Below are 26,953 nucleotides of genomic sequence, written 5' to 3'. Positions count from 1 at the left end.
AATGGGACAACGCGAGCAGGAGACTGCACGCGAGATGCTGGGAGGTTGCCCCGATATCGGCAGCTTTCGCTTCCGATTCGCCGACCAGCGTTGGGAATGGTCCGACGACGCCGCCGCGATCTATGGGTACGCACCGGGCCAGGTGGAGCCGTCCGCCGAACTCATGCAAAGTCACTTGCACCCCGACGACCGTGGGCGCGTCGCCGAGGCGCTCGCCGACGCCGTCGAGACCGCTACGCCGTTCTGCACCCGCCACCGGATCATCGACACCGAGGGCGAGACGCACGACGTGATCGTCATCGGCGAGCAACTGTTCGACGAGGACGGCGCGGTGGTCGGCTCCGCCGGCTATCTCATCGATGTCACCGCGACACTCGAGGACAACCGGCAGGAAGCCCTCGACGACCTGCTACCCGACGTGATCGACGCCCGCGCGGTGATCGAACAGGCCAAGGGGGTGGTGATGTTCGTCTACGGCGTCAATGCCGATCAGGCGTTCCGGGTGCTGCGCTGGCGCTCGCAGGAGACCAATATCAAGATCCGGACGCTGGCCGAGCAGCTCATCGCCGACGTCGTCGCGATGGGCGGCGCGCTGGTGCAGCAACGCACCCGTTTCGATCATCTCCTGCTGACCCTCCACGAGCGGGTGAGGCCCTCGGAACCCGTCATGGATTAACCGAAGGGTGCGACCGGTCCGGCCGAACGAATCATGCCGGCCCGCCGCCTCCCCCGCGTTTATCCACCGGCGACAGAAATCGCGCGGTAAACGAATACTTCCAGTTCTTCGGCCGCCGCCCGCAGAGCGAACTCGGGTTCGGTCAGCCATCGCCCGACCAGACCGTCGATCGCGCCGCTGATCACCACCGCGGTCGTCTCGACGTCGAACGCGCGGAACCGGCCATCCGCCTGCCCTGCGGCCAACAGGTCCGCCAGTACTCGCCAGCGGGAGGAGTCCGCGCGGATCGTGCTACGCCCGGCGGCTTCGCCGATCGCGATGGCCTCGGTGAGCGCTCGGATATGCGACGGGTGGGCGCTCAGATGGCCGAGTATCGCCCGGATGTACGCGCCGACCGCGTCGGCGGGCGTGCCCGCGGCGCGCACCGCCGCCTCCACATGCTCGACCAGGCCGCCGAGCACGCGGTCGAGCACCTGGTCGAGCAGTTCCTCTTTGCTCTTGAAGTGGTACAGCACCGCGGCTTTCGAGACGCCCGCCTTCTCGGCGATCCGCGACAGTGAGGTACGAGCATGTCCTACCTCGGCGATCAGGGCGATCGCACTATCGATAAGCTGCCCGCGACGCACGTCGGCGGCCGATTCCGCAGTCTCGGCACTCACGCTATTCTCCTTCGTCTCCACTGAGATCAGTGCGGTCCCGCAACGCATTCACGACCGCGAAATGGCCACCGCTGGGGAGTAGATGCCGGTCAGGTCACGGGTGAACTCGAGGACGGTGTCGCTACCACGCCTTCGGACCGTCACCGGGCTGCCATCGGCCGACAAGGTACCGGTGGATCCCGGAAGCGACAGTGCCTTCAGGGTGACCGCACGCCCATTCGGATAGCCGATCACCAGGACATGGACGGCGGCGCTGTCGCACGTCAGCCGGACAGGCAGCCCCTCGGCCGTCTCGCCCTCCGCTTCGTTCCAGGGGGTGGTGCCGTAGATCGCCCGGCCGTTGACCCGGAGCCAGTCACCGAACGCTGCGAGCCGATCGAGTTGCGCTGCCGGAATGACGCCCGCGCCACCGCTCGGGCCGACATCGAGCAGCAGGTTGCCGTTCTTGGCGACCGTGTCGGCGAAAGCCGGAAAGAGGTCGTCTTCGAATGACGCGTAGTCGGCGTCGGTCTCGTCGCGGTTGAAACCGAACGAGTTGCCGATGCCCCGGGTCGCCTCCCATTCGACCGACTGGATCGTGTCGAATCGGGCGTACTCGCGAGTGGTGAAATCCGCGTGCGGAACCGCCTGTGGCGCCGCGTTGTGGAGGAGGTCCGGGCGCGCGGTGAGCAACTGCTTCATCAGCAGATCGAAACCGGCCCTGGCCGGTTTCCAGCGCATCACTTTCCTGGCCCACGAGTCGATCTGCCAGCGGTCGTTGACGACCCCGTCCGGCACCACGTCGTAATAGTCGGCGAACAACGAGAGCAACTGTTCCCGCCCGGTAGGCCACGAGATGTCGTTCCACAAGATGTCCGGCTTATAGCGGGTCACGAGTTCACGCATCTGGGCGTCGGCGTAGGCGGGATAATCGCGACCGCGCGGGGAGTAGATGTAGTCCCCGAGGGTCTTCATCATCTTCGGCTGGAAGGTCCAATCGATCCCGCCGGAATAATAGACGCCGAATCTCATCCCACGCCCGCGCACCGCGTCCGCGAGTTCGCCGACCAGGTCGCGCTCGGTGCACCATCCGGCTTTGTGCGGGTTGCGCACACCGGTCGGCCACAACGCGAACCCGTCGTGGTGCTTGGTCACCATCACCACGTACCGGGCGCCTGCCTGCTGGAACGTGTCCGCCCACGCGTCCGGGCGCCAATCCTCCAGCCCCTGCTCGAACATCGCCTTGAAACCGTCGTACGGCAGATCGCCGAAGTGCCGCCGGTGGAACGCGGCGGTGGGCGAACCGGGATCCTTCATCGCGTTCAGGTATTGCTCGGCATAGGGATTCCTGGTCATGGCGTGCCCGTAATCGTCGCGCAGCACATCGGTATAACGGCCCCTCGGCGCGAACCCGGGCACCGAGAACAATCCCCAGTGGACGAATATCCCGAACTTGGCCTCCGCGAACCACGTCGATCCCGGGCGCGTCGGTGATCCCAGCGAAGGATCGTTCCCTCCACCCGCGAGCTGCTTCATCCTGCCCCTCTTCTCATGTGCGTGCAGGGCAAGGGTAGCTGACCGATCGGTCAGCCGCTGCCTCGAGTTCGCGCCCAGCCTCGTCGAGGCGATGTTCACCGCCCTTGCCGACTGTTCGGGGCGACCCCCGATGTGCCTGCGCCACAGCACTACTCCGACGACTTCGCGCTCGATGCCGGGCCGGGCGCCACCGCTGTACGAAAGCATGGGGGCTCGCTCGCGAACTCGACGAAGAACCACCGTCATAACACGTCAGGCCAGTGCACCGCCGGCGCGGGTCTGCCCGAGCGGCGGTAGTCCGATCGATCGAATTTCGTCTTCCTCGACCGATCTTCGGAGAGAAAACCGTCGGAAGCCGGTGAGTCCTGCGACTATTCGTTGGTGACCGATGAGCACTGCACCACACACGGCTGGAGCATTATCGAATCTGCCGCGACCCACTCACAGCTCGCCGGTGTGTTGGCCGGATTCCTCTTCACCGGAATCGTTTTCTTGTTCGGGCGAACGAACCGAGACAACAACCAGACCATCGCTCTGGTCACAGCGACATTTTTCGTACTCGCCCTGGACAGCTACGAGTACAGCATCATCGCGGGCAATAAGCCCGCGATCGAGAATCTGGCAGCCCAGTGCTCTCTCATCTGGAGCCAGATGATGCCTGCCGCAGGTTCTTTGGGTGTCGGGGCGATGGCTTTGTCCGCCGCGGTCGCGTGGATGCTGGCAGGTCATGTCGAAGCCCAAGCGGGACACGGACCCGATCGCGCGCTATACCGATTGGGAGGGCTCGTCGTCTCCATGATGATCGGCGGGGCAATGCTGCTGCTTATCGCCACTTCGCTCGACTACTTGGAATCCGCCTACGGTGATCGCCCGCTCACCTGGGGCATCGTCACGCCTGTGTTCGGCTTGGCGATCATGGCGGCCAGCATGACCGTGGCCGTTCGGCGGACCGTTCGCTTGACAGGCTCGGCAGGTGTGCCGCTGGCGCTTCCGCAGAATCTGCCGATAGCCACCTACGCGACGATTGTCTACGGAATCATCTGCCTCGTATTCACCGGAGTCATCTCCTTGATGGGAGTCGACTCCAATGAAGGACCCAATGTGGTGGTCGTCGCAGGAAGCCTCCTGTTGGGCCTGCTCGCTCCCGGCGGCGTCGGCATACTCATCGCGCGATCGGTTCCGACAGGCTGAAGGCCCGGCGGCACAGGCAGGCGCTTCGGTTGCGGGATGCGCGTGTTTCGGGCGGATTCTCATGGTGCCGTCAGCTGGGCGGTCGGCGAACGCCCAGCCGGCGAGCGTGGGGTCAGTCGGCAGCGAAACGCGCGGCATTGTCGACGGCCCACCGGGCGAAGGTCGTCGCGGGCCGGCCGGTGACGTCTTGGACGCTGGTGACAGGCACGGCCGTAGGAGGCACGTCGAAACTGGTGAGGACATTGTCGACGTACCACGTTGCGGTGTCGCCCATGGTGGGGGTCAGAGCAGCGATAGTGTCCTCGCGCGTGGATTGCCGGAAGGCGATGTCGCGGCCGAGTGCATCGGCGAGGTACCGGACGAGATCGGTGCGGGTGAGGATCTCCGGTCCCGCCAGTGGGTAGGCCCGGCCGAGATGAGCGTCGCTCAGCAGGGTGGTGGCGGCGACAGCGGCGATGTCGTCCATGGCGATCGGTGCGCTCGCGGCGTCGGGCCGAGGCTCCAGCACCGCACCGGTCTCGCGGATCTGGCGCGACCAGATCAAGGTGTTCTCCATGAAATCGCCGGGCCATAAATGAGTCCAGGCCAGGCCGCTGTCCTCGACAGCCGTGCAGACGCTGCCCCACCAACTCTCCGGTTCACCGGACAGGTCTACGACGTGCCGGACACCCGCCGCGCGGGCCAGCGCGAGCACCTCGGTGACGCTGTCGGGTGTCGGCGCCAGGTACATCCGCTCTACCCCTGAAAGCGCGGCGGGCAAGGTGTCCGGTCGCCGCAAGTAACCCTCGGCCACCTGCACCGCGGCCGGAAGCGCGGCCTTCCGCGGATTATTGGTGAGCGCGCGAATATCGGTGGCCCCCAATGCGAGCAGGTGGTCGACAACCTTGCGGCCGATGTTTGCGGTGGCCCCGGTTACCAGGATGGTCATCTGCACCCTCTCCGGTGTGGATCGCTGAACCACTCATCCTGCCACCCTGGGGCGCCCAGGAGCCGGGCCGCCGGCGCCGCCCGGGCGACGTTTCGGCACAGGCGTCTAGTCGCGTTGTTCGACATCCAGGACGTACTCGAGGTCTCGGATGCGGTCGGCGGCTTCCGGCGAGCACAAGATGACGACGCGATCGGCGCCGCAGAGCTCGACGGGCTCGGCGTCGACGGTCTGCAGCCAGTCGAAGAACGCGCCTCGAACACCCTTCGGTGTCGCACTTTCGTCGCGTAGGTACGGGTCGAGACGAACGAGGTAGGTACGGTGTCGCGCCGCCATGCCGCTCTCCTCCCATCGTCCAGGCCGCTGCCGTGCCGCAGTGGCGTACCGCCATATCCGAACGCTCGCCTGTGCGATGTCCGCTGCGCAGACGTGATACCCAGTTCAGGCGGTGGCACGCCGAGAGAGCTGGTCCGGGTCTGGGCAGGTGGCCGACACGAGGGCAGAGGGCAAGCCGCGGCGTGCCCGCCCGGTCGATCCATCGGTCGCGACGACAGGGATGGCGTATGAGCGACCATCGTCGCGATAGTGCGGTGTGAGGTTGCGTCCGAGCGATCGCTCGATGGGCGATATTACGGCGCATCAGGTCCGGATGGCGGACGCGGTCACCGTGTCGTCTCGGTCTGTGCCGGGATGGAGCCGTTCTCCCGCATCCGGCGCTAACCGATCGGCAGCACGCTCAGGATCGGGTGGTAGGCCCAGTTCAGCATGCGCTCGGCGTCGTCCTTCGCGGCGACGTCGCTGTCGGCCGAGCTGTGCAGAACCACACCGATCAGCGGTATTCCCGCTCTGACCGTCTCGAACAGCAGACACGTTCCCGCCGCGCCGGTCCATCCGGTTTTGATGCCGATCGTGCCGGGATAGTCGTGCAGCAGCGAGTTCGTGGTCCGCCAGAGGTGAGCGCGGTTGCCCGGGCCGGCGGGCAGGTGATAGCTCTGCGCGCCGACGATCTCTCGGAACACCGGCAGGCTCATCACGCGCATGCCGAGAGCCACCAGATCCGCCGGCGTGGAGTAGGTGGAGTGGTCGGTGGGGATGGGCAGTCCGCTCGGATCGGTGAAATGTGTTCCTGCCAGGCCCATGTGAATCGCGGTGTTGTTCATCTCGGCGATGAAGCCGTCCTGGCCGGGCCCGTAGGCCTCCGCGAGGGTGTAGGCGGCGTCGCAGCCGGACGGCAGCAGCAGCGCGTACAGGAGTTGTCGTGCGGTGAGCACCTCGCCGGGGACCAGGCCTGCGTTGCTCCCGTCGTGCTCGGTGCAATAGGCGATGGCTTCACGCGGCACGGTGATGACTCGGTCGAGGTCGCCGGTGTCGATCACGACCAGTGCCGTCATCACCTTCGTGATACTGGCTATCGGGACCGAGGTGTGCGGCTGCCGGGACCACAGCACCGTGCCCGTGATCCCGTCCGCCAAGATGGCTCCCGACGCCTGCACTCCGTCCGGTTCAGGAGTCGGCCAAGGCAACCGAACATGGACCTCTCCTGCGGCGGGAGCGGCCACGACGCCGTGACCGGCCACCACGATCAGCGCCCCGAATACGACACACTGCAACAACCGGGCAAATGTACGCATAGCCGCATTCTGCCGTGCTCCGCCGCCGATCAGCGGGATTTCCCCCGCCCGGATTCGGGTGAAGCTCCAGCAACAGCATGCAAGCGGCAAATCCAGTGTTCCCGCGACCGAGGCTTGTCACGTGGGACCACTCCCCTCGGCGTCACGAGAAGTTCGCAGCACCCGGGCCGGGTGATGTTCCCGGCTCACCGGCATGCTGCGCCGCAAATCCTCCTCCACCGGAAGAAATTCGCGCAGCCCGGCTACCGGAGTTCACACCGTCTCGGGCCCGTCGTCAGTGGAAGAATGTCTGAATCACCGTGGGCACCAGGCCGAACAACGTCCACAAGCCGACCAACCGAGCGTCGCCGAGGAACGCGAACGGATCGCGCTGCGGGGCGGCTGGACCGGCGGCCTCGCCACAGACGGGTTGGCCGTTCTGGACGCCCCGCTCCGATGCGATGTCCGCCGCCGATGCATTGCGCAACAGCGGGACGCCGGGTGCGTCCGATCGACGAACTTCGCGCCTCGGCTTCGTTTCTCACGTAGGCGCTGGTAGGCAGACGGACCGCGACGGCCGGTCGCGGGCCAACTTGGAGCAAATCCTGGTCGCCGACCGCCGCCGAGCTCTAGAGTTATCGGCTATGGGTGGTAGGCATCGGAAAGATCGGGAGCGGAGCAGCATCGACTTCGCGGCGGTCGCTCGTGTCGCCGCCGCGTCGCGGCGTGATCCGGAAAGCCAGACTGCGCGCGCAGGATTCGCTGTTCGTGCGCTGGCCGCGCAGCCGGAGGTTCCGGGGTGGATCGTGTGGCTGTATGAGCACGCGGGTGAGCAGTTGGCGCGATTGGAATACCAGTCGCACTACCCGCTGGACTACGGCGGCCCAGGAGTTCGCACGAGCGAGGAATGGCTGATCACTCAGCGCGCCTATCTCGCCGAGCGTTCCGCGCGCGCGGTGGAGCGGGCGCGCCGCTTCCACGGGGACCGTCCCGGTGTTGTCTACGCCCATGGTCCGGAATTGCCCGATGACGAGGAGTTCTACGCAGCCCTCGAGGCCGGGCGGGAATGGACCGGGCATTGGTATTCCCGCGACCCGGTGGAAGCGTGGGACTGCGCGGGGGTGCCGGCCTGACCGAATCGGTGCAGGCCGAGCCCACATGAGCCCCTTTTGGGGCCCCGGGGGGTGGAGGGCGCCCACCCCCCGGGTGGGTGGGCACCCGCAGGGGGTGGGCACCGTGCACCCACTTCGGACCGTAGCGCCTTCGGGTCGGCTTCGAGGTGATTCGACAGCGGCGTCGAGCGGGGCACGCCGTTGTCCTGACCTGATCTCACGAACGTAGGCTCGCCGCTGCCTGCGGTAGCGACCCTCCAGCAGGAGAGCTACCCCGCCGCGGCCGAGATGAGCTCGAACACCGGATGGTGCCCGGCTTCCGCGACGAACCGCTCGACCGGATCGTTTCGGTCGGCCTGGAAGTAGCGCCGAGTGGCAGAGGCGATCTGCACATAGCGCTGGAGCACCGGCCCGGCCTCCTGCGCCGACGCCTCGCGGATCGTGTAGGCGCGGGTCGCTCGGCGGCGGGTGAGCATCACTCGCCCGGCGGTACGGGCGTTGTGCACCCAAGGCACTGCCCCGTACGGGGCCACCAGCCACATCCGCCCGTCGTACTCCACCACAGTGACCGGGTTGCGCCGAGCCAGGCCGGTTCGGCGCCCCTTGGTAGTCAACACATATGAATGCGGCACCAAACCGCCGCGGGTAAGCGCCGTCATGACGACGTTCTCGAGACGACGCCAGCGACCCGGCCGGTATCGCCGCTCAGGACGGAACTGCCCCGGCTCAGGTTCTCCACCACCGTTCACGCCGTCAATTTACCGCCTGCCAGTGGGCTGGAATCGGATACAGCCACGTCAGTGCCGCGAGGCTGTTGTCGAGATACCTCCGCAGCCCGTGCTCGAGCCCGTAGGCCATATCCTCCAGCACGCTGCACCTGGCATAGAAAGCAGCACGCGCCCGGATCGCCCGCAAGTCGTGCGCACGGGTCCGGTAACTGTCCAATGCCATGTCCAGAGCGACAGGGCCGAGGTCGCGGTAGATGAGGCCGAAGTCATAGGAGGGATCGACAATCGCGGCGTCGCTCCAATCGATGACGCCGGTAATCGTTCCCGAAACCGCTTCCACCAGAACGTGTTCGATGCCCAGATCGTTGTGGGAGAACACCAGGTCACAGCGGTCCATCACGGGCTTCGCGCCGAGGAATTCCTCCACGGCCGAACGATGCGCCCGGGGCACCATGTCGGCGATCGTCTCGTAGGTCTGCGCGGCCTCGTCCAGCCACACTGCTTCGGGCTGGTCGTCGGTGTCCACCAAGTCGGCCATCCGGTCGACCGGAACGGCATGCAGAGCGGCGAGGAATCGACCGAGCACAGCGGCGATCGACCTCACATGTGCCGATCGCCGCACGGCGGGCAGGTCGATCAGCGGGCGGCCGGGGAGTTTGAAATACGCCAGGCAACCCTGCTCGCCAACCTCGAAACACGGCTCGGGAACCGGCAGCGGTGAGATATCGGCAACCGCGGCCAGCAGACCGGCTTCCTCGATCACCCGCGCGGCTCGGCTTTCGCGATCGGGTTCCTTGTTGAAGCGCACGATCAACTCACCATTGATCTCATACGCAACGTTGTCCTCCCCCTCCCCGAGCAGCGCTACCGAGTCGATCCGATAGTCGGGCAGTTGCGCGGCCACAACGTCCCGGACGTCTACGGCACGATCGCCGTCGCGAATTCCCATGCCACGACTCTAGGGCCCTCGAATCAGCCCTCCCCCGGCCCGGATGTTCCGCAATCCCCAACCAGCGCGCCTGCCGAATGCGCGTCGCGCAGCTGTCACGGCGGGCATCCGAAGGTGACGAAACGGCAGTCACTCCCGAGTAGGTGGTCGCCGCGAGCGTGGCCGGCGAGCAACCGCCTCGGCTCGGTGCGAACGGCCGGCGGGGGCCTGTCGCCGGGGACCGCGCCGACGGGACACGCCGGCATCCGTCCTCACCGGGAAGACGAACACCGGTGTTCGGTCTCGCGCGGATCGGCGCAGACGGTGAACACCGGGAACCTGGCTTCCCGGGGATGCGGCTGGAAGTGGACGCGCACCGTCTCTCCCTGGATCGGGGGGATGTCCCCTTCGATGGAGGTGTAGACCCACGGGCCCTCGTCGAGTTCGACGATGGCGATCGTCAACGGCACCAGTTCGCCGTGCCGGTCGGACGGGGCCCGATCCACTACCCGCCACGACACGATGGAACCGCCGCCGGACGACGGTACGCGCACGAGGTCGTCGGATCCGCACGACGAGCACCCGGCCGTGATCGGCGCGAGCAGCTTGTCGCATCTCGCGCAGCGGCGAATCATCAACGTGTCGTTCGCGCGCTCGGCGATGTCGTCGCCGACGACGGTCGCGGCGTCCTTCGTATCGTGTGCGTACATTGCGATCCTCCGCGAAAGGGTGCCGGTAGGTTTCCCTCCAGGGTGGTCCGGTCGGCGCGTCGCGGCGACGGTCGAATTACCTACGACATACCTATTTTTTCCGGGCGCCCGCCGCGACACCCAGCGCGCGGGTGGAATTTTTCGCACTGGCCACGGGGAATCCATCTGGGCGAGCCCTCAGGGCTCGATATCGACCACGCCTTTGCCGCTCGGGATATCGAGCGGCACCGAGACCTGATCGTGGGCGATCAACCAGGTGCCATCGATCCTCCGCATGCCGTAGGTGACCCGGACCCACATGCCGGACGTTGCCGCTCCGTTTTGCAGCGTGCCGCTCAGACGAGCGAAGGCGTGCCCGAATGCCACGTCACCGCCCACGGTGAAGGTGAGGTCGCGAACCTCATAGGTCACGCTCTCGAAGAACAAGAACACTCTCGCCCAGTTCTCCAGCTTCGCCGCTATCCCCACATGCTGGAGCGGCGGCTCGACATCGAAGGACACGACGTCGGCTGTGTAGAACTGCTTCAGGGTCTCGAGATCCTTCGCTCGTAGTGCTTCTATCACCTTGCCGATCAGCCGGCGGAGCTCGGCTTCGTCCGCCTCGACGCGGTCGGCGGGTGACTGGAAGTCGTCTGTTTCGGTCATGGTCGGCTCCTCAGGAATCGACGAGAGTGGTTTCGGCGCCGGCCCGCAGCGGCGCGAGCGCAGTGCTCCAGGCGAGGAGCTGATCGAGCGTCTTGTGCAGGGCGGCCACATGGTGGTCGCGCGGTGTGAAGGTCGTGTGGTTCTCGAAATCGGTGAGCACCGAGATCGCGACCTGATAGCCCACGTCGGCCATGCCCAGCGTGCCGCAGACCGTCCGCAGCTGCACTACGGCGCGGGCACCGCCGCTCACGCCGTAGGAAACGAAGCCGACCGCCTTGTCGGTCCATTCCGCGAACAGGTGGTCGATGGCGTTCTTCAGCACCCCGGGAACGCCGCCGTTGTATTCCGGGGTCACCATCACGAAGCCGTCGAAGGGGGCGATCCGCTCGGCCCAGGCGCGGGTGTGGTCATGGTCCGACGGACCGAACATCGGCGGCACGGGCTCGTCCAGATGTGGTAGCGGGTGGTCGCGCAGATCGACCAGTTCGAACTCGGCGTCGCCGCGCTGCGATGCCGCGTCCAGAACCCACTGCGCGACTTGCGGGCCTTTGCGGTTGGGCCGGGTGCTGCCGAGGATGATGCCGATTCTGATCATTTTCGCCACTCCTGCTTTGCTGACAGTGTCACGACCTACCGACGACACAGCCGTCCGGAATGTCAGGTCGCCTCACACATCGGCTCGCTGATTCGTCGGTTCACGTGAGCGCCCGCCGACCGAAGGAGCCGAGCATGACCGACCCGCACCTGCCCGCGGTGATCAGCGAACGTCGTCAGCTGATCAACCTCGCCTACCGGCTGCTGGGATCCCTGGCCGAGGCCGAGGATGTGGTGCAGGAGACCTATGCGCGCTGGTACGCGCTATCCGAACGGCAGCGGCGGGAGGTGGCGGCGCCCGGCGCGTGGTTGACGACGGTCGCCGGCCGGATCTGCCTCGATCTGCTCGGCTCGGCGCGCGCCAGACGGGAAAAGTACGTGGGCGAATGGATTCCCGAGCCGGTACCAGGCCGGTCCGAATGGCTCGATGGTCCCGCTCCGGTCGATCCCGCGGACCGGGTCACTCTCGACGAGTCGATCAGCATGGCCTTTCTCGTCGTGCTGGATTCCATGACGCCCGCCGAGCGGGTGGCGTTCGTCCTGCACGACGTGTTCCGCTACTCCTTCGCCGAGGTCGCCGAGGTCGTCGGGCGTACCCCCGCGGCCTGCCGTCAGCTCGCCTCCTCCGCCCGCCGCCGCATCCGTACCTCACAGGGTCCGTCCGCAGCCCAGCGCGCCGAGGTGGTCAGGGACTTCAAGCGGGCCTGGGAGACGAAAGACATCGAGGCGCTGATCGGCCTGCTCGACCCACGGGCGACCGCGACGGCCGACAGCGGCGGCCTGGCACCGGCCTTCCTCGAACCGATCGACGGCGGCGAGCGGATCGCCCGCGCCTGGATGGAAATCGCCGCGCGCGGCCCCGCGGTCACCCTGCTGGAGCGCACGGTGAACGGCCAGCCCGGCCTGGTAGCACAACTCGACGGCACCATCGTCTCGGTCTACGCCTTCGACATCGCCGACGGCCGGATCACTCGAATCTGGGCGATTCGGAATCCGGAGAAACTGCGGCTATGGGTGGGCGCCACCGGATAGCCAGTCGTCCCACGGGATGCTCCAATCGCCGTTCTGCCAGATATCCAGGGGCTCGCCACCGGTGTTGCGGACCTCGACTACGTCGCCGGGGACGACGAAGTCGTAGAACCACGCGGCGTCGTTCGGTGAGAGGTTCAGGCAGCCGTGTGAGACGTTCGTGTTGCCTTGAGCCCACATGCTCGCGGCCAAGGCGTGTACGAAGATCCCGTCGTGGCTGATGCGGACCGCATGGTTGATGCTCGTGCGGTAACCGAGCGCGGAGTTGGTGGGCAGGCCGTAGCTGGCGGAGTCCATGATCACCGGGTCTTTCCGGTCCAGCACGGTGTAGATGCCAGGGCGAGTCCAGAACGACATGACTCTGCCGCCGACGACCGCGGTGCCGCCCATGCCCATCGAGGTCGGCATGGTGCGCACCAGGTTTCCGTTGTCGAAGACCTCGATGTGTTTGGAATCGTCGTCGGCGATCGCGACGTGCGCGGGCCCGATGTCCACCGAAACCCGGCGGTCACGTGCGCCGTAGCGGCCCTCGCCGAGCGCGCGGCCGAACAGTTCGGCCTCGATCGTGATCCTGGTTCCGGGGGCGTGATAGTGCTCCGGCCGCCAGTGCGCGTTCTGATCGTCGAGCCAGTACCAGGCACCGGTGACGGCAGGCTGGGTGGTGATCTTCAGGTGGAGTTGCACGGCTGCCCGATCGACGGGTTCGTCGAAATGGGCGACGAGCACGAAACCCACTCCATAGGTCTCGTTTTCGGCCAGCTCGACCAGATTGGCGGAGCGTAGGGAGACGTCGACGAGCTGTCGCGGTCGCACCGTGGTGCAGGTCGTCGTCGCTGTGACGTCGCCGGTGTCGCCGTGAGCCACGGCCTTGGCGGTGTAGGTGTGTCCGTAGCCGAGCGGTTCGGTGCTGGTCCAGGTTCGCTGATCGGGCGCCGATGCGCCCGGCAGCGATCTGCCCGCCTCATCGATCCATTCGACCGACCGTAGCGTCCCGTCGGTGACGGTGATCGTGCCGGGGCTGCGCGCGTCGACATCGTAAGCGCCGGGTGGGGGATCGAAGCGGATCGTGGCGGGTTCGGGTGGGGGCGCGACTTCTCGCGACCACCCCCATCCGGCCAGGGCGAGACCACCCGCACCGGCGAAGCCGATCAGCAGCCGACGACGTCCCAATGCCACCGTCCATCTCCCTTCTCCGGGTGCTGGGCCGACCTCCGTCCGTCAGCATGCGGCAGCCACAAGCCCCCCGGGACACCGACGACCGGCATCTCCACCGATCCGCCGCACAACCGATACCGTTCCTCGATCGATCCGGACTCCGGTGAAGCGGTCGTCCGAGGACCCGCAAGGTGTCATGGCGCGACGGGTTGATTGTGATGTCCATCACTCTCTGTCAGAAATCGGCGGCCCGAACTGTCATATGGGCAGCCGTCGTCGACGACCGGGAGGTCTTGCCAGTCATGAGCACCGTGCTACGGGGAGCAGATGCGGTGGATCAGCGTTACCGCGCTTCCGCCTTCGTCAAGCGCTCGATCAACAAGGTCTTCCCGACCCATTGGTCGTTCCTGCTCGGGGAGATCGCGCTGTACAGCTTCATCATTCTGCTGCTGTCCGGGGTGTATCTGACGTTGTTCTTCGACCCGTCGATGACCGAGGTCGTCTATGACGGCGCGTACCAGCCCCTGCGCGGGGTGACCATGTCCCGGGCCTATGAGTCGACCCTGCATCTCAGTTTCGAGGTCCGCGGCGGATTGTTCGTACGGCAGGTACACCATTGGACCGCGTTGCTCTTCGTGGCGTCGATGATCGTGCATATGTGCCGGATATTCTTCACCGGCGCGTTCCGCCGCCCGCGCGAGATCACCTGGGTAATCGGCTCGCTGCTCTTGATCCTCGCGCTGTTCGAAGGCTTCTTCGGATATTCGCTGCCTGACGATCTGCTGTCGGGTACCGGTCTGCGCGCGGCCTTCTCGGGTATCACGATGTCCGTTCCCGTGGCGGGCACCTGGCTGCACTGGCTGATCTTCGGGGGCGATTTCCCCGGCGACATCATCATTCCCCGTCTTTACGTCACTCACGTGCTGCTGTTCCCGGCGATCATGGCGGCGTTGGTGGTCGCGCACATCGGAATCGTCTGGTACCAGAAGCACACCCAGTTCCCCGGACCGGCCCGTACCGAGAACAACGTCGTCGGCACGCGGATCGTGCCGGTGTTCTCCCTCGACCAGGGCGCCTTCTTCATGTTCACCCTCGCCACAGTGGCGTTCATGGGCGGGGTGTTCCAGATCAACCCGGTCTGGAACCTGGGTCCGTACAACCCGTCGCAGGTATCGGCGGGTTCGCAGCCGGACTTCTACTTGATGTGGACCGACGGCATGGCCCGGCTGATGCCGCCCTGGGAGCTGTACATCGGCAACTACACCGTGCCTGCGGCCTTCTGGGTCGCGCTGGCGATGGGATCGGTGCTCTTGGTGCTGATCGTGTACCCGTGGATCGAGAAGCGGCTGTCGAGGGACACCGCGCACCACAATCTGCTGCAGCGGCCGCGCGACGTGCCGGTGCGTACCGCGATCGGCGCCATGGCCCTCACTTTCTACGTGGTGCTGACGCTGGCGTGTGTCAACGACATCATCGCGTTGAACTTCCACATCTCGCTCAACGCGACGACCTGGTTCTTCCGCATCGCGGTGCTGCTGGGCCCGCCGACGGCCTACTTCCTGACCTACCGGATGTGCCTCGGCCTGCAGCGCAGCGACCGCGCGGTACTCGCCCACGGCATCGAGACCGGCGTCGTCAAACGCCTACCGCACGGGGAGTACATCGAGATGCACCAGCCCTTGGGCCCGGTCGACGACCACGGCCACCCGGTTCCGCTCGAGTATCAAGGCGCCCCGGTACCGAAGAGGATGAACAAACTGGGGGCGGCGGGCAAGCCCGGCCCCGGCTCGTTCCTGCGCCCGGATCCGGCGCCCGAAGCGGAGCACCTCGTGACGACCGCGCACTTCGAAGAGCGCAGGCAGCTGGCCGTTCTCCGGGAATACCAGCAGCGCCGCGACGGCGAACGACACGACCGATGAGACAGCGCCGCCTCAGGCACGCCGAGGACTACGGCCTGCTGGTGCCCGCAGCCACCGTTGCCAGCGATTACGCGGGCCACGTAGTCAGAGACACGCTGCGTTCGAACGGGATCCGTTCGACCGTGGGAAGGGCTCACCGGCGCGGTCGACGCCATCGCCTGCTCGTCCTGGTCTTCCCCGAGGACGCCGTTCGGGCCTACGAGGTGATCTGTGCCCACACGAGCCGACCCGATCCCCGAGCCGGACAGTAGGCAGTCCCCGCTCGGCCACATCGAATACAGCCATCGGTGGCTACAACGTTGCCGACCGCCCGGCTCGGCACCGGAATGCCGACCGGGTCGGCACGGTGACCTGGGTTTCGTGTGAGAATCAGCCGGAGAACGGCCGGTTTCTTTCGGGAGGCTCCGCGGCCGGACCTGCGGTGTCGCCGATGCCGCAGCCGAGCGACACAGGTGATTCGATGGACGAGACACATTCTGATGTCACCCGCAGAGAGTCGTGGGAGCGGACGACCGGCATTCCCTTGATGATGCTGGCCGTCGCGTTCCTCGGCGTCTACGCCTGGCAGGTTCTCGATACCGGGGCCTCACCTCGTCTCGACGCTTGGCTCACCCGGGTCGACGTGGTGATCTGGGCAGCATTCGCGCTGGATTTCGCGGTGCGGTTGGCGCTGTCCGGCAACCGTTCGCGATTCCTGCGCACCCACCCGGTCGACTTGTTGATCGTGCTGTTGCCGCCGCTTCGGCCACTGCGGCTGTTGCGGGCTGCCATGCTCGTGATCGGCACCTTGAACCGGAACACGACGACCCGCGCGAGGCTCGCGGTGTTCGTCGGGGCGAGTTCACTGCTGCTTCTGCTGCTGTGCAGTCTGGCTTTCTTCGACGCCGAATACGGCGCGTCCGACAGCAAGATTCACAATTTCGGTGACGCACTGTGGTGGTCGATGGTCTCGGTGACCACCGTCGGCTACGGCGATGTGTATCCGGTGACGACCGAAGGCCGGTTGATCTCGTTGATTCTGATGACCTTGGGCATCGGCCTGATCAGTTTCGCGATCGGCACCACCACCAGCTGGGTGATGGATCAGTTGAAAAGCGTCGAGACGAATGTGGAGAACACCGACCGCGAGCTCACCGAACTCGTCGCGGAGATCAAAGCGTTACGCGCCGAAGTGGCCGCTCTACGCTCCACTGCGATCGGGGCTGATACCGTCCCGGCCGAATGATCAGCGGATCACCGAGCGCCGTTCCACAAGGGCCGCGGCCCGACCCCGCGGCGGTGGTCGGCACGGCGTCGCACCGGGGCGCCATGCCCGGATCGCGAGGATCGTCCGGAAATCAACTCCCAAGCGAAGATCAAATTGTGTTACTTGCCTACAATATTTTGTTAGCTCATTATTAACGGTGATTATTCACACAAAGAGAGAAGTGGCTTTGCTGATTTCTTTTTCCTAACGTTGCTGGTGCACGTCGTGATGACGTCGTTATCCATCCGTGAAAGGAAGCTCCGCATATGTTCTCTCGCAAGGCCCTTGCCGCCGCAGGCACCATCTCCGCCGCCGCCCTGTTCTTCGGCCCGGTCGCGGTGGCCTCCGCCGCCCACTCCCCCGCCACCGGCTCCGCCGGCTTGGCCTCGGGCTCGGCCGACGGCGGCTCGTCCACAGGTTCGGCCGGCTCGTCCTCCGGTTCCGCCATGCTGGACTCCGGTAGCTCGGCCCTCGACGGCGGCACCTCCGCCATCGTCAACATCATCGATGCGATCACCGGCGTCCGGGACCTGAACCAGCCCCAGCCCGCCGCCTGATCCGGTCGCGAGAGATCACCGCTTCGCCCGATCCGCTCGGGCCGGATATCTTCTGCGCCGCTGTACAGCAGCGTGCGCCCGCTATTGCAGTGAAATTGCCGGATTCAACTATTCATTCTCCGTGGCGCGGTAGCCACGACAGTGATGAACCCGGATGATTCCGTTTCTCTGCACAGAGATAGCACGCCACGCTCCGGCGTGTGCGGCTTCCTGGAATACCAGCCCCGTGCCGTCCGGCGACCCGCCGGACGGCACGGGGCTGTCGCGCCGTCGCCGCGGATTCATCGCTGTCGGTGCGGCGTGTCAGCTTGCGCGCCATGACAGAACAGGCGCAGCACGGGGCCGCCTCGACCAGGCGGGTCATCGGGTCCGTGCGGCGGGACCCGGGCCGGTCGATGGTCGAGCCCGCCGCGTGGGTCGGCCACACCCCATGGGTGGAAGCGGAGCCCCGGCCGATGCCGCAGGACGTAGTGGCGCGAGCGGCGTTCCCCTCAGGGCGCCGATTCGAGACCTATACGGATCTGGCCGCGGACCCGGTGTACGGCCGCCGCATGCGGGAACATGCCGTGCGCCACTTCGCCGGAGAGTTGGGCGCGGAGTATCCCTTCCGACCCGCAGCGACGACGCAATGAACCGCGGGGAACCCGACCAGCCGCGTCCCGCGTCATCGCATCCCATCGTGGTGGGCGTGCATTGCCCTGGTCGTCGACCACCATGCCGGAACCGCTGGCCGATACGACCGGAGCGGCGGCACGCACCGTCCCTGCGCCCGCACCGATCAGCGTCGCGGCCATCGGAATGCACCAGCTGCTCCCGCAAGTTTTCTCCGACTCGACGGCCAGGCGTCCAAGGCTCCGCTGTCGAGCGGATCCGCCGGATTCACCGGATCAATGTGGGTTCTTCATCGGCACGAACGGCGGTGATCGTGGCGCGCAAGGACTCCACGGTGGGTGTCGGGTCGATGCCGAAGGCCGCGTTCGCGGCGGACGAGTCGATGACGAACGGGCGATCGAACTGGTAGCGCAACTCCCGCATCTCGCGGGCGTTGGGCTCGAGAAGCCCGGCGGCCCATAGCACCGCGGTGGGCATCCGGCTCACCCGCACGGGCGGCGCGCCCGCCACCGTTGCGGCCAGCCCGGCCAGTTCGCGGATGGACATGGGGGCCGCGGTCGGCGTGTGCCACGCTCGCCCCCAAGCGCTCTCGTCGTGGGCGACCGCGACCAGGGTCCGGGCGGTGTCACCGACATCGGTCCAGCTGTGTGCGGCGTCCGGATCCGCCGGGAACCACACTCGGCGACCCGAGAGCACGGCGGGCAGCGCCACCATGGTGAAGGCCGATTGCGCCCCCGCACCGAGGTAGTCCGATCCGCGTACTTCGGCGACGCGCACGCGGCCCGCCTCGTGCGCGGCCAGCGCCTCAGCCCATATCTGCGCCCGAACCCGGCCCTTCCCGCTGTTGGGGCGCAAGGGATGACGCTCGCCGATCGGGCCGTCGACCCGTCCGTAGCCGTAGAGGTTTCCGACGCTCACCAGCACGGCGCCGGTTACTTCGGCCGCCCGCAACACGGCGGCGGCCAGCGGTGGAAAGTCGGTCACCCACCGGTGATAGGCAGGTTGGGCGCACTGGTAGACGACATCCGCGCCAGCACAATGCGAAATCAGTGCCTCGGCGTCGGCGGCGTCGGCGGCGACGCGCTCGATCAGCGGATGGTCCGGGCCGGATCCGCTTCGGGTGATCGAGCGCACCCGGATACCTCGGGTAGCGAGCAGTTCGGCGGTAGCCGTTCCAACCGGACCGGCTCCTATGACGACGTGCAGGGACATGGCAATCCAACCTGTCTGGCGCGATTCAGAGAACAGTGCTCTCTTCGAGAACTCGAGCGTAGCCCAGAACACCTATCCGAGTCAAGAACACTGTTCACAAATCGTGCCTTCGTTCTCTTATCTGTCGACTGTTCCTAGACTGGGAGCCATGTCCGCCCAGTCACTGCGTGCCCGCGTCCGCTCCGAGATGATCGAGGAGATCAAGGCGGTGGCGCGCAAACGGTTGGCGGTGGACGGCGCGAATCTGTCCCTGCGCGGGGTCGCCCGCGATATGGGCATCGTCGCGTCCGCGCTCTACCGGTACTTCCCGAGCCGGGACGACCTGCTGACCGCGCTGATCATGGAGGCGTATCGGGCGCTCGCCGCCGAGGCCGAAGCCGCCGACGCGAAACCGCCCGCCGCCGATCTGCGCGGCCGATGGATGGCGGTGTGCTCGTCCGTCCGGGAATGGGCGCTGTCCCACCCGGCCGAATACGGATTGCTCTACGGCAGTCCGGTGCCCGGCTACGCCGCACCGGAGGACACGATCGCCCCGGCCGCGGCCGTGGTCCTCCGGCTGGCCGCCATCGCGCAGGCAGGTGCGAAGCAACTGACCCCCTTGCCGATTTCGACGCCGCTTCCCGCGACCGTCCACGCCGACCTACGCCTGCTCATCGAGCAGCAAGCCGCCGATCTACCCGAAGACGTGCTCGACCGGGTCTTCGTGGGCTGGACTCAATTGTTCGGCCTGATCAACTTCGAAGTCTTCGGCCGCTTGCACGGCCTCATCGATGCCCGCGCCGACTACTTCGACCACCATATGAACGTCATGGCCGACCTGGTCGGCCTGCCGTAATCGGACTTCCGGCCGTCACCGCCCGGCCGGCTCCCGCGCGACGACGGCACGGCGGCGTGTCCGCACCGGAGTACGGCTACCGCACGCCCGGCGGCGCTACGGTGACAGCACCGAGAATCTCGCGTTCCACTCGTCCGACGAACATCACTCATTCGTGGAGGAACATTGCCGAGTTCGTTCACTCGCCGGGGATTTCTGACCAGCGCGGCCACCTCCGCGACAGCCGCGGCCGCCGTGTCCACCGGGTCCGCTCCGGGCCGGGCGCGAGCGGACACCGATCCGGACAAGCCGAACATCCTCGTGATCATCGTGGACGAGATGCGCACCCCCGTGTGGTTCCCGGATCAGCAGACGCTGGACGCCGTTCTGCCGAACATCGCCCGCATCCGCCGCGGCAGTGTGTCGTTCGAGAATCACTACACGGCGGCCAACGATTGCACGCCCGCACGCGGCTGCCTGCTGACCGGTCTCTACGCGCAGCAGACCGGGGTCATGGTCGTGTCGGAGTCGACATTGTCACCCCTGTTCCCCACGTGGGGCTCCATACTGCGCGACCACGGCTACGACACCACGTACTGGGGCAAGTGGCATCTCGGCAGTTATCCCGATCGCACGCCCGGAGCGCTCGAAGCCTACGGTTTCCACGGTGGCACCTATCCCTCCCCGAACGGGGCGCCGGGGCAGGGCTTGCAAGCGGATCCGAAGATCGTCGATCAATTCGCCGATTGGTTCCACAACGATTCCGGCAACGCGCCCTGGTGTACGACGGTGTCGCTGGTCAACCCGCACGACATCCAGTGGTGGCCGCGCTGGACGCGGCGCGACCAGTTCAACGCCGACATCCCGCGGTGGATGAACGAGCTGCCGCCCAACTTCGAATCCCTCGACCAACTCTCGCGCAAGCCGCGCTTGCAAATGGCGTTGGTGGAGGTGTCGGCGGTGGCGTTCGGCGCGGCGCCCTACGGGACACCGGAGGCCTTGCAGGCCTGGATCGAGATGCGCAACCTCTATCTGTGGGCGCAGCAGCAGGTCGACATCCAGATCGGCCGGGTGCTCGACACCTTGCAGTCGCGTCCCGACGTCGCCGCCAACACCGTCGTCGTCTTCACCTCCGACCACGGCGACTACGCCGGTTCGCACGGCCTGCACGGTAAAGGCGGCGCGGCCTATGACGAGGCGCTGCGCGTTCCGCTCTACGTCCACGATCCGCGCGGCTACCTGAGCCCGGTGGACGGGACGAGCACGAGGGATCAGCTCACCTCCAGCGTCGACTTCACTCCGCTGCTGCTCACCATCGGCACCGGCGGCGACGCATGGCGCGGCGACGGACGGTACGAACATCTCAGCGGACGTCTGGACATCGCCGCGCTCTGCCGCAACCCGGGAGCCACCGGCAGGCCGTGGGTCGCCCACACCACCGACGAGGCTTCGATCGAAGAAGCCGCGATCCTGTTCAACCAGGACGCGCCCGGGCATGTCGCCATGGTGCGCACCGCCGACGCGAAGTTCGCGTCGTATTCCCATTGGGTGCACGGCCGGATCCAGATCGATCCGGCGCAACAACAGGAATTCGAACTCTACGACTACAGCACCGACGGCGGCCGGCTCGAACTCGACAACCAGGCCGCGACCGGGAATCCGCTGCGAGGCGAGATGGAGGCGCTGCTGGACAACGTCATCCGCACCGAAATCCAACAGCCGCTGCCGCCGTATCTGCAGGCCGCCCAGGAACAAGGCATCGGCGACTACATCTCCGCGCAGACGAACATTCTGGTCCAAGCCGAACGCATCGCCAACGCACTGCTGGATGCCGTGCCGCGACCGTCCTAGCTCCTACACCAGGCCGCGCAGCTTCAGGTCCGTGGCGTATTTCTCGATGAGTTCCGGAGAAATCTGCGGAATGTCGTGTTCGGCACCGATTTTCGCGGATCGGACGGCTGAGCGGAATTTCTCCGCGGGCAGGGCCGAGCCGCGCACGGCCGGGGCCGGGCGCCGATAGGCGTGCAGCAACGGCAGGACGGATGCTTGGCGCTGCCGTTCCGGAAGCGCCCGCAGGGCGGTCTCGAACCGGGTGACCCACTCGTCGTAGTCGGCGATCCGCTCGATCCGATGGCCGGCGGCGATGAGCCAGTCGACGAACTCGTCGAGCGAGCGGCCGTCGTCGTGCGGGTTGAGCACATCGAAACTCCGGAAACCGGTCGCCGCCGAGGCGCCCAATACGGTGATCGCCTCGGCGGTGAAATCGACGGGCAGGCCGTCGTAGTGGGCCCGCGGGCGGTCGCCGCCCGCGTCGGTGCGGTAGAAGGAGAACGGCGCGATACCCGTGACGATCAGGCTCAGCAGGAGCCGGGTGAAGATGTCCGGCACGTTGAGCTGACCGGCGTAGCGGCGGTCGGCGAGGATCATGTCCGACCGGAACACCGCGACCGGCAGCCCACACAGGTCGTTGGCCTCGCGTAGCAGCACTTCACCCGCCCATTTGCTGTTGCCGTAGCCGTTGGCGTAGCTGTCGTCCACGGCGCGCACCGGGCTGATCCGGCGAATATCGCCGTCCTCGGCGAAGACGGCCGGATCGATCTGCGCGGCCACGGCGACCGTGGACAGATACGTGAACGGCTTGAGCCGCGTGGTGAGCGCGAGACGGATCAGCTCGGCGGTGCCGACCACGTTGGGGCCGAACAGTTGCCGGTAGGGCAGCACATGGTTGACCAGTGCGGCGGGATGCACGATCACATCGACGCGTTCGGCCAGCCGCTGCCACGTCCCGTCGTCCAGGCCCAGGTTCGGCTCTCCGATGTCCCCGGGGATCACCTCGAGATGCTCGGCGGCCAGAGTTCGGAAAGCGCGGATCAGCGCGGGATCTCCGGAGTCGAAGGCGCTGTCGAGGCGCCGGCGCGCCGCCTCCGCGTCCGAGCCGCGGACCAGGCAGACGAGGGTGCCCCCGCTGTCGTGCATGCGCCGCAGCCACTCCAGGCACAGGAAGCGCCCGAGGTAGCCGTTCGCGCCGGTGAGCAGCACGGTGCGCGTGGTCGTGGACGGGCGCGGCAGAGCCGGCGCCTCGGCGAGCGTGCGGGCGTCGAGGAACTTGTCCAGCGTCAGGTCGGCGGCGCGGACCTGCGGGCTGTCGCCGTGCACCGCGGCGTATGCGGCGCCCCGGCCGCCGGAAGCGCGCTCGGCCGCGATGTAGTCCGCCACCTCGCGCAGGCTGTTCGCCGGGCTGATCACCACCGACACCGGGACCTCGACCTCGAAGATCTCGTGCAGCAGGTTCGACAGCGACAGCGCCGAGAGCGAGTCGCCGCCGAGATCGGTGAAGTGCGCGTCCGGGCGCAGGTCGGCCTCCGCGCAGCCCAGGACCGCTTTCGCCGCGCGGCCCACCGTCTCCAGCACGGGCCGATCGAGCGCGGTGTGGCGCAGGTCGAGCAGCTCGTTCGCCTGTCCTGCGGCCAGCTCGGCGTACAGCTCCAGCAAACGCGGCTCGTAGCGCTCTTTCAGCTTGGGGCGCAGCAATTTCCCGATGCCCGAGAGCAATCCGCCGGCGGCGGTGAACGGCTCGGGCTCGATCAGGAAATCCCGGGGAATCTCGTAGGACTGCAGTTCGGCGTCCTTGGCGAGCTGTCGCAGCGATTCGCTCAACGCCGTCTTCATCTTCTCGGTGTCACTCCAGCCGAGCACGTCCTCGGTCGGCACGATCACGGCGAGGAGGTAGGCGCGTTCACTGCTGCCGTACACGAAGATCTGCCGGATCAGCGGGCTGGTCGCGTAGACCGCCTCCAGATGAGAGATCGCGACGAATTCGCCCTGGGACAGTTTCAGCACGTTGTTGCGGCGATCGACGTAGACCAGGCGGTCCGGCGCGAGCTCGGCGACGATGTCGCCGGTCCGGTAGAAGCCTTCGGAGTCGAAGATCTCGGCCGTGAGCTCGGGCCGCTTGTAGTAGCCCGAGATCACGGTGGCGCTCTTCAACAGCAGCTCGCCGCGCGGATGCGGTTTGTCGGTGCGGAAGTAACCCAGCTCGGGGACGTCGGCGAGCTTGTACTCGACCACCGGAGGACGCTGCACCCATCCGTCGATGACGACGACGCCACCCGCCTCGGTGGACCCGTAGCCGTCGTGCAGCTCCAGGTCGAGCACCGACTCGACGAAGGATTTCATCTCCGCCGACACCGGAGCGCTTCCGCAGATCGCCATGACCAGGCGCCCGCCCAAGAAGTGCTCGCGCAGTTGAGTTTTCACCTCCGTTTCCAATGCGGCCCGGTCGACGCCCGGTGCGCAGCGCCGATCCATCTCGCTCCGGAAACGCTGGAAGATCATGTCGCACACGCGCGGAACGAGAAACAGCTCGGTCGGTCGCGCGAGCGCGATGTCGTCGAAGAGCGTCGACATGTCGCTCTCGGCCGCGAAGTACGCGGTGCCGCCGCGGGCCAGCACGCCGGTCAGCGATCCGCGACCGGCCACGTGGCTCATCGGCATGTAGTTGAGATTGATCGCGGCGACGTCGGGCCGGTTCACCCAACTCCGGGCGACCAGCCGCTGGGTGTACATCGCCCCTTTGGGTGTCCCGGTGCTCCCCGAGGTGTAGATCAGCAGCGCCAGCGGGTCCTCGCCCGGCTCGGCGGCGAACAGCGGCGCCTGCGGCAGCGACCTGCCGCGCGCGAGCACCTCGTCGAAGGTTTCGATGAGCACCGGGCTGCTCGCATCGGCCAGCCGGGCGCGGGCCGCCTCGAACGCCGCGCGCTGGTCGTCGTCTCCCGGGTGGTAGTCGAAGACGACCAGCCGTCGCGGTCCGGACTCCGCCAACGCACAGGCCACCGCGGCGTCGAGCAGGTCCGGGGTGGCGGCGAGCACGCGGGGCGCGGTCTCCCCGACGATCGCGGTCAGCTGAGCGACGGGCGCGCCGGCTTGCAGTGGAACCGCGACCAGGCCCAAGTGGATGCACGCCAGATCGAGTGTGGTGTAGTCGCTACTGGTGAAGCCGAGGATGGCCACGAAGTCGCCTGCTCGGAGCGGATCGCGCGCGTCACCGTGCCACGCCGCGGCCACCGCGCGTACGCGCTCCCACAGCTCGCCGTAGGTGATGGTGTCGAATTCGGGCAGCAGCGCCGGCGTCGTGCGGCCGGTCTCGCCGGTGCGCAGTTCCGTCGCGCGCCGGCCGAGGGCGGGCCGGTCGGCGTAACCGACCATGACCGTCTCGATGATCTCCGCGAGCCCCGCGCCGGATTCGCGAACCTTCTCGGTGACCTCCGCACGCGGTGTGGCGTTGCGGATGTCGTCGTATTCGGCGTACAGCCGGGTGATGCGGCCCAGGAGCCGCTCCCTGCGTGTCTCAGATGCCACGACGACCTCCTTTGGCCCGGGAACGCGCTTCCCCAAACACGTTAGCTCGCCTAAGCACTTCGGTCAGGTGATAGCCGCCGCATGCGTCTGTGACACTGGACACAATGCCGGAAATGTCCCAAAGGTTCCGGAATTCCCTTGCGGGACACGCTCAGCCTGGTGCTGCCGGTACCAGTGTCATCGGGCTCCTGTTACCGGTGCCCGGCGCACCGCATTCTCGGTGCATGACACAGACCATATCGCCGGGTCCGGCGGCGGCACCGACGCCCGCCGCCGCCCCGGCCGCTCCGCCCGCCGCGCTGGGAGCGCGGCGTTCACTCGCCGTCCTCATCGTCATCCTCACCGGCCAGTTCATGGCGGTGCTCGACTCCTCCATCGTCAACGTCGCGATCCCCTCCATCCGGGGTTCGCTGCACACCAGCGGTGCGGCCCTGCAGCTGATCGTCGCCGGGTACGTCATCGCCTATGCCGTCCTGCTGGTCACCGGCGCACGGCTCGGTGACCGATTCACCCAGCGGCGCGCGTTCGTCGCCGGGCTGGCGCTGTTCACCGTGGCCTCGCTGGCCTGCGGTCTGGCCTGGAACGAGACCGCGCTGATCGTCTTCCGATTCGCCCAAGGCGTCGGCGCGGCGGCGATGGTGCCGCAGATCATGACGCTGATCCAGCGCACGTTCACCGGCGACGCCCGCGCGCGGGCCCTGAGCGTCTACTCGGCGATCATCTCCGGCGGCATGGTCGCCGGGCAGGTGCTGGGCGGCCTGATCGTCAACGCCGATCTGTTCGGCAGCGGCTGGCGCGGGGTGTTCCTGGTGAACGTGCCGATCGGGCTCGCGCTGCTCATCACCGCGCCGCGCATCCTGCCGTCCTCGACCCAGCGCCTCGAGCGCAAGCTCGACCTGCCGGGACTGGCCACCCTCACCGCGTCGGTGTTGCTGCTGGTGCTGCCGCTGGTGCTCGGACGGGAGCTGGATTGGCCGTTGTGGTCGTGGGTCGCGTTGGCCTTCAGCGTGCTCGGCTTCGCATCGTTCGTGGCGATCGAACGGATCGTCGCTTCCCGTGGCGGCGAACCCCTCTTCGCGCGGCCGGTGCTCACCGCGCCCGGCCTGGTCCCCGCCGCGGTCGCGCTGTTCGTGATCATGGCGACCTTCGGCGGCTGGATGTTCGTCATGGCGATCCATCTGCAGAGCACGCTGGGCTACAGCGCGTTGCACGCGGGCCTGCTGTTCGTTCCGCTCGGGGTGGCCTTCGCCGTCGCCAGCCTGAACTGGGAGCGCGTCCCGGCTCGGTGCCACGCGACGATGATCCCGCTCGGGCTCGTGCTCGGTGCGGTGAGCATGGTCGCCCTCGGCGCACTGCTGCGCGACGGCGCCGAGATCGGGCCGCTCGCCCTGACACTGCTCGGTCTGTGCGGCGCGGGCAACGGCATTGCCTTCAGTCCGCTCATGACCCGCACGCTGGCCAAGGTCCCGATGACCCTGGCGGCCGACGCCAGCGGCATCCTGGTGACCAACGTGCAACTCGGCATCGTGGTCGGGATCGCCACCTTCGGGTCGCTGTTTCTGGGACTGGCGGGCAGCACGGTGACCAGCGCGGCGCACGCCCTCGGCGGCACTGCGATCGCCGAGGGTGTCACGGTTCTCGTGGCCGCGGCCTTCGCGGCTCGCGCCGCGCGATAGTTCGCCTGCCATTCGACAACCTTCGGATCATCGCGACGCAAACCATCGCGTATCGCCACCCCGCCGCGCATGCTCGCCAAGG

Annotated in this window: 25 protein-coding genes; 11 read left to right on the top strand and 14 right to left on the bottom strand. The window is 67.0% G+C overall.

What is annotated here, in order from left to right:
- Window position 1: 1 nt before the first annotated feature.
- Window positions 2-676 (top strand): PAS and ANTAR domain-containing protein, encoded by a 675-nt coding sequence (locus tag GVY64_RS31170; RefSeq protein WP_159849345.1) that lies wholly within the window; start codon window positions 2-4, stop codon window positions 674-676.
- Window positions 677-735: 59 nt separating this feature from the next.
- Here GVY64_RS31170 and GVY64_RS31165 read toward each other — a convergent pair whose 3' ends face one another.
- Both GVY64_RS31165 and GVY64_RS31160 read right to left on the bottom strand, forming a co-directional pair.
- Window positions 736-1,335: a TetR/AcrR family transcriptional regulator gene (locus tag GVY64_RS31165; RefSeq protein ID WP_159849326.1), complete on the bottom strand. Its 600-nt coding sequence runs from the start codon at window positions 1,333-1,335 to the stop codon at window positions 736-738.
- Window positions 1,336-1,383: 48 nt separating this feature from the next.
- Complete coding sequence (locus GVY64_RS31160; RefSeq protein ID WP_159849324.1) at window positions 1,384-3,057, bottom strand: alpha-L-fucosidase; 1,674 nt, start codon at window positions 3,055-3,057, stop codon at window positions 1,384-1,386.
- A 174-nt stretch (window positions 3,058-3,231) separates the two neighbouring features.
- On the opposite strand from GVY64_RS31160, the gene GVY64_RS31155 reads away from it, so the two are divergent.
- Window positions 3,232-4,041 carry a hypothetical protein gene (locus GVY64_RS31155; protein ID WP_159849322.1) on the top strand — a complete coding sequence of 270 codons (810 nt, stop codon included), beginning with the start codon at window positions 3,232-3,234 and terminating at the stop codon, window positions 4,039-4,041.
- Window positions 4,042-4,153: 112 nt separating this feature from the next.
- Here the strand turns inward: GVY64_RS31155 and GVY64_RS31150 are convergent, their stop codons facing one another.
- From GVY64_RS31150 to GVY64_RS31135, 4 genes are all read right to left on the bottom strand, one after another.
- Window positions 4,154-4,969, bottom strand: a complete 816-nt coding sequence (locus GVY64_RS31150) for an NAD(P)H-binding protein (protein WP_159849320.1) — start codon at window positions 4,967-4,969, stop codon at window positions 4,154-4,156.
- 105 nt (window positions 4,970-5,074) lie between these two features.
- Window positions 5,075-5,302, bottom strand: a complete 228-nt coding sequence (locus GVY64_RS31145; RefSeq protein WP_159849318.1) for a hypothetical protein — start codon at window positions 5,300-5,302, stop codon at window positions 5,075-5,077.
- 380 nt (window positions 5,303-5,682) lie between these two features.
- Window positions 5,683-6,597, bottom strand: coding sequence for a D-alanyl-D-alanine carboxypeptidase family protein (locus GVY64_RS31140; protein ID WP_159849316.1), 915 nt, complete (start codon window positions 6,595-6,597; stop codon window positions 5,683-5,685).
- A gap of 274 nt (window positions 6,598-6,871) precedes the next feature.
- A complete protein-coding gene (locus GVY64_RS31135; protein ID WP_159849314.1) occupies window positions 6,872-7,063 on the bottom strand; it encodes a hypothetical protein in 192 nt (63 codons plus the stop codon).
- A 157-nt stretch (window positions 7,064-7,220) separates the two neighbouring features.
- On the opposite strand from GVY64_RS31135, the gene GVY64_RS31130 reads away from it, so the two are divergent.
- A complete protein-coding gene (locus GVY64_RS31130; protein ID WP_159849312.1) occupies window positions 7,221-7,709 on the top strand; it encodes a hypothetical protein in 489 nt (162 codons plus the stop codon).
- Window positions 7,710-7,957: 248 nt separating this feature from the next.
- On the opposite strand, the gene GVY64_RS31125 is transcribed toward GVY64_RS31130, so the two are convergent.
- The 5 genes from GVY64_RS31125 to GVY64_RS31105 all read right to left on the bottom strand — a co-directional run bounded on the left by GVY64_RS31125 (window position 7,958) and on the right by GVY64_RS31105 (window position 11,294).
- On the bottom strand, window positions 7,958-8,347 hold the full coding sequence (locus tag GVY64_RS31125; RefSeq protein ID WP_159849310.1) for a nitroreductase family deazaflavin-dependent oxidoreductase: 390 nt from the start codon (window positions 8,345-8,347) through the stop codon (window positions 7,958-7,960).
- Between the two features lie 94 nt (window positions 8,348-8,441).
- A complete protein-coding gene (locus tag GVY64_RS31120; protein ID WP_159849308.1) occupies window positions 8,442-9,365 on the bottom strand; it encodes a phosphotransferase family protein in 924 nt (307 codons plus the stop codon).
- A gap of 251 nt (window positions 9,366-9,616) precedes the next feature.
- Window positions 9,617-10,054 carry a Zn-ribbon domain-containing OB-fold protein gene (locus tag GVY64_RS31115; protein WP_159849306.1) on the bottom strand — a complete coding sequence of 146 codons (438 nt, stop codon included), beginning with the start codon at window positions 10,052-10,054 and terminating at the stop codon, window positions 9,617-9,619.
- 177 nt (window positions 10,055-10,231) lie between these two features.
- The gene (locus GVY64_RS31110) at window positions 10,232-10,699 is read right to left on the bottom strand and encodes a YybH family protein (protein WP_159849304.1); all 468 of its coding nucleotides are present in this window, start codon (window positions 10,697-10,699) and stop codon (window positions 10,232-10,234) included.
- Window positions 10,700-10,709: 10 nt separating this feature from the next.
- Window positions 10,710-11,294 (bottom strand): NADPH-dependent FMN reductase, encoded by a 585-nt coding sequence (locus GVY64_RS31105; protein ID WP_159849302.1) that lies wholly within the window; start codon window positions 11,292-11,294, stop codon window positions 10,710-10,712.
- 134 nt (window positions 11,295-11,428) lie between these two features.
- Between GVY64_RS31105 and sigJ the strand changes: the two genes are divergently transcribed.
- The gene (gene sigJ, locus GVY64_RS31100) at window positions 11,429-12,325 is read left to right on the top strand and encodes an RNA polymerase sigma factor SigJ (protein ID WP_159849300.1); all 897 of its coding nucleotides are present in this window, start codon (window positions 11,429-11,431) and stop codon (window positions 12,323-12,325) included.
- On the opposite strand, the gene GVY64_RS31095 is transcribed toward sigJ, so the two are convergent.
- Window positions 12,302-13,498: a L,D-transpeptidase gene (locus tag GVY64_RS31095; protein ID WP_159849298.1), complete on the bottom strand. Its 1,197-nt coding sequence runs from the start codon at window positions 13,496-13,498 to the stop codon at window positions 12,302-12,304. The genes sigJ and GVY64_RS31095 overlap by 24 nt on opposite strands.
- Before the next feature lie 281 nt (window positions 13,499-13,779).
- Between GVY64_RS31095 and qcrB the strand changes: the two genes are divergently transcribed.
- The 4 genes from qcrB to GVY64_RS31075 all read left to right on the top strand — a co-directional run bounded on the left by qcrB (window position 13,780) and on the right by GVY64_RS31075 (window position 17,831).
- Complete coding sequence (gene qcrB / locus GVY64_RS31090) at window positions 13,780-15,396, top strand: cytochrome bc1 complex cytochrome b subunit (RefSeq protein WP_159849296.1); 1,617 nt, start codon at window positions 13,780-13,782, stop codon at window positions 15,394-15,396.
- Between the two features lie 460 nt (window positions 15,397-15,856).
- Window positions 15,857-16,621 (top strand): potassium channel family protein, encoded by a 765-nt coding sequence (locus GVY64_RS31085; protein ID WP_159849294.1) that lies wholly within the window; start codon window positions 15,857-15,859, stop codon window positions 16,619-16,621.
- Window positions 16,622-16,908: 287 nt separating this feature from the next.
- Window positions 16,909-17,199: a hypothetical protein gene (locus GVY64_RS31080; RefSeq protein WP_159849292.1), complete on the top strand. Its 291-nt coding sequence runs from the start codon at window positions 16,909-16,911 to the stop codon at window positions 17,197-17,199.
- Between the two features lie 317 nt (window positions 17,200-17,516).
- The gene (locus GVY64_RS31075; protein WP_159849290.1) at window positions 17,517-17,831 is read left to right on the top strand and encodes a hypothetical protein; all 315 of its coding nucleotides are present in this window, start codon (window positions 17,517-17,519) and stop codon (window positions 17,829-17,831) included.
- 247 nt (window positions 17,832-18,078) lie between these two features.
- On the opposite strand, the gene GVY64_RS31070 is transcribed toward GVY64_RS31075, so the two are convergent.
- Complete coding sequence (locus GVY64_RS31070; RefSeq protein WP_159849288.1) at window positions 18,079-19,023, bottom strand: NAD-dependent epimerase/dehydratase family protein; 945 nt, start codon at window positions 19,021-19,023, stop codon at window positions 18,079-18,081.
- 148 nt (window positions 19,024-19,171) lie between these two features.
- Here GVY64_RS31070 and GVY64_RS31065 point away from each other — a divergent pair, with 148 nt between their 5' ends.
- Entirely contained in the window at window positions 19,172-19,858 is a 687-nt protein-coding gene (locus tag GVY64_RS31065; RefSeq protein WP_159849286.1) for a TetR/AcrR family transcriptional regulator, read from the top strand.
- A gap of 165 nt (window positions 19,859-20,023) precedes the next feature.
- Window positions 20,024-21,688, top strand: coding sequence for a sulfatase-like hydrolase/transferase (locus tag GVY64_RS31060; protein WP_159849284.1), 1,665 nt, complete (start codon window positions 20,024-20,026; stop codon window positions 21,686-21,688).
- A gap of 3 nt (window positions 21,689-21,691) precedes the next feature.
- Here GVY64_RS31060 and car read toward each other — a convergent pair whose 3' ends face one another.
- On the bottom strand, window positions 21,692-25,195 hold the full coding sequence (gene car / locus GVY64_RS31055) for a carboxylic acid reductase (RefSeq protein WP_159849282.1): 3,504 nt from the start codon (window positions 25,193-25,195) through the stop codon (window positions 21,692-21,694).
- Window positions 25,196-25,419: 224 nt separating this feature from the next.
- On the opposite strand from car, the gene GVY64_RS31050 reads away from it, so the two are divergent.
- Window positions 25,420-26,871, top strand: a complete 1,452-nt coding sequence (locus GVY64_RS31050; RefSeq protein WP_159849280.1) for an MFS transporter — start codon at window positions 25,420-25,422, stop codon at window positions 26,869-26,871.
- Window positions 26,872-26,953 lie beyond the last annotated feature (82 nt).

It is taken from the genome of Nocardia sp. CY41 (assembly GCF_009829325.1).
Taxonomy (GTDB): Bacteria; Actinomycetota; Actinomycetes; order Mycobacteriales; family Mycobacteriaceae; genus Nocardia.
This window is presented reverse-complemented; position numbering and strand designations above follow the sequence as displayed.

What these genes read in the sequence shown, in the direction of transcription:
- GVY64_RS31170 (WP_159849345.1), top strand. Translation starts at nt 2, where the DNA reads ATGGGACAACGCGAGCAGGAGACTGCACGCGAGATGCTGGGAGGTTGC.
- GVY64_RS31160 (WP_159849324.1), bottom strand. Translation starts at nt 3,057, where the DNA reads ATGCTTTCGTACAGCGGTGGCGCCCGGCCCGGCATCGAGCGCGAAGTC.
- GVY64_RS31150 (WP_159849320.1), bottom strand. Translation starts at nt 4,969, where the DNA reads ATGACCATCCTGGTAACCGGGGCCACCGCAAACATCGGCCGCAAGGTT.
- GVY64_RS31145 (WP_159849318.1), bottom strand. Translation starts at nt 5,302, where the DNA reads ATGGCGGCGCGACACCGTACCTACCTCGTTCGTCTCGACCCGTACCTA.
- GVY64_RS31140 (WP_159849316.1), bottom strand. Translation starts at nt 6,597, where the DNA reads ATGCGTACATTTGCCCGGTTGTTGCAGTGTGTCGTATTCGGGGCGCTG.
- GVY64_RS31130 (WP_159849312.1), top strand. Translation starts at nt 7,221, where the DNA reads ATGGGTGGTAGGCATCGGAAAGATCGGGAGCGGAGCAGCATCGACTTC.
- GVY64_RS31125 (WP_159849310.1), bottom strand. Translation starts at nt 8,347, where the DNA reads ATGACGGCGCTTACCCGCGGCGGTTTGGTGCCGCATTCATATGTGTTG.
- GVY64_RS31120 (WP_159849308.1), bottom strand. Translation starts at nt 9,365, where the DNA reads ATGGGAATTCGCGACGGCGATCGTGCCGTAGACGTCCGGGACGTTGTG.
- GVY64_RS31115 (WP_159849306.1), bottom strand. Translation starts at nt 10,054, where the DNA reads ATGTACGCACACGATACGAAGGACGCCGCGACCGTCGTCGGCGACGAC.
- GVY64_RS31110 (WP_159849304.1), bottom strand. Translation starts at nt 10,699, where the DNA reads ATGACCGAAACAGACGACTTCCAGTCACCCGCCGACCGCGTCGAGGCG.
- GVY64_RS31105 (WP_159849302.1), bottom strand. Translation starts at nt 11,294, where the DNA reads ATGATCAGAATCGGCATCATCCTCGGCAGCACCCGGCCCAACCGCAAA.
- sigJ (WP_159849300.1), top strand. Translation starts at nt 11,429, where the DNA reads ATGACCGACCCGCACCTGCCCGCGGTGATCAGCGAACGTCGTCAGCTG.
- qcrB (WP_159849296.1), top strand. Translation starts at nt 13,780, where the DNA reads ATGAGCACCGTGCTACGGGGAGCAGATGCGGTGGATCAGCGTTACCGC.
- GVY64_RS31085 (WP_159849294.1), top strand. Translation starts at nt 15,857, where the DNA reads ATGGACGAGACACATTCTGATGTCACCCGCAGAGAGTCGTGGGAGCGG.
- GVY64_RS31080 (WP_159849292.1), top strand. Translation starts at nt 16,909, where the DNA reads ATGTTCTCTCGCAAGGCCCTTGCCGCCGCAGGCACCATCTCCGCCGCC.
- GVY64_RS31075 (WP_159849290.1), top strand. Translation starts at nt 17,517, where the DNA reads ATGACAGAACAGGCGCAGCACGGGGCCGCCTCGACCAGGCGGGTCATC.
- GVY64_RS31070 (WP_159849288.1), bottom strand. Translation starts at nt 19,023, where the DNA reads ATGTCCCTGCACGTCGTCATAGGAGCCGGTCCGGTTGGAACGGCTACC.
- GVY64_RS31065 (WP_159849286.1), top strand. Translation starts at nt 19,172, where the DNA reads ATGTCCGCCCAGTCACTGCGTGCCCGCGTCCGCTCCGAGATGATCGAG.
- GVY64_RS31050 (WP_159849280.1), top strand. Translation starts at nt 25,420, where the DNA reads ATGACACAGACCATATCGCCGGGTCCGGCGGCGGCACCGACGCCCGCC.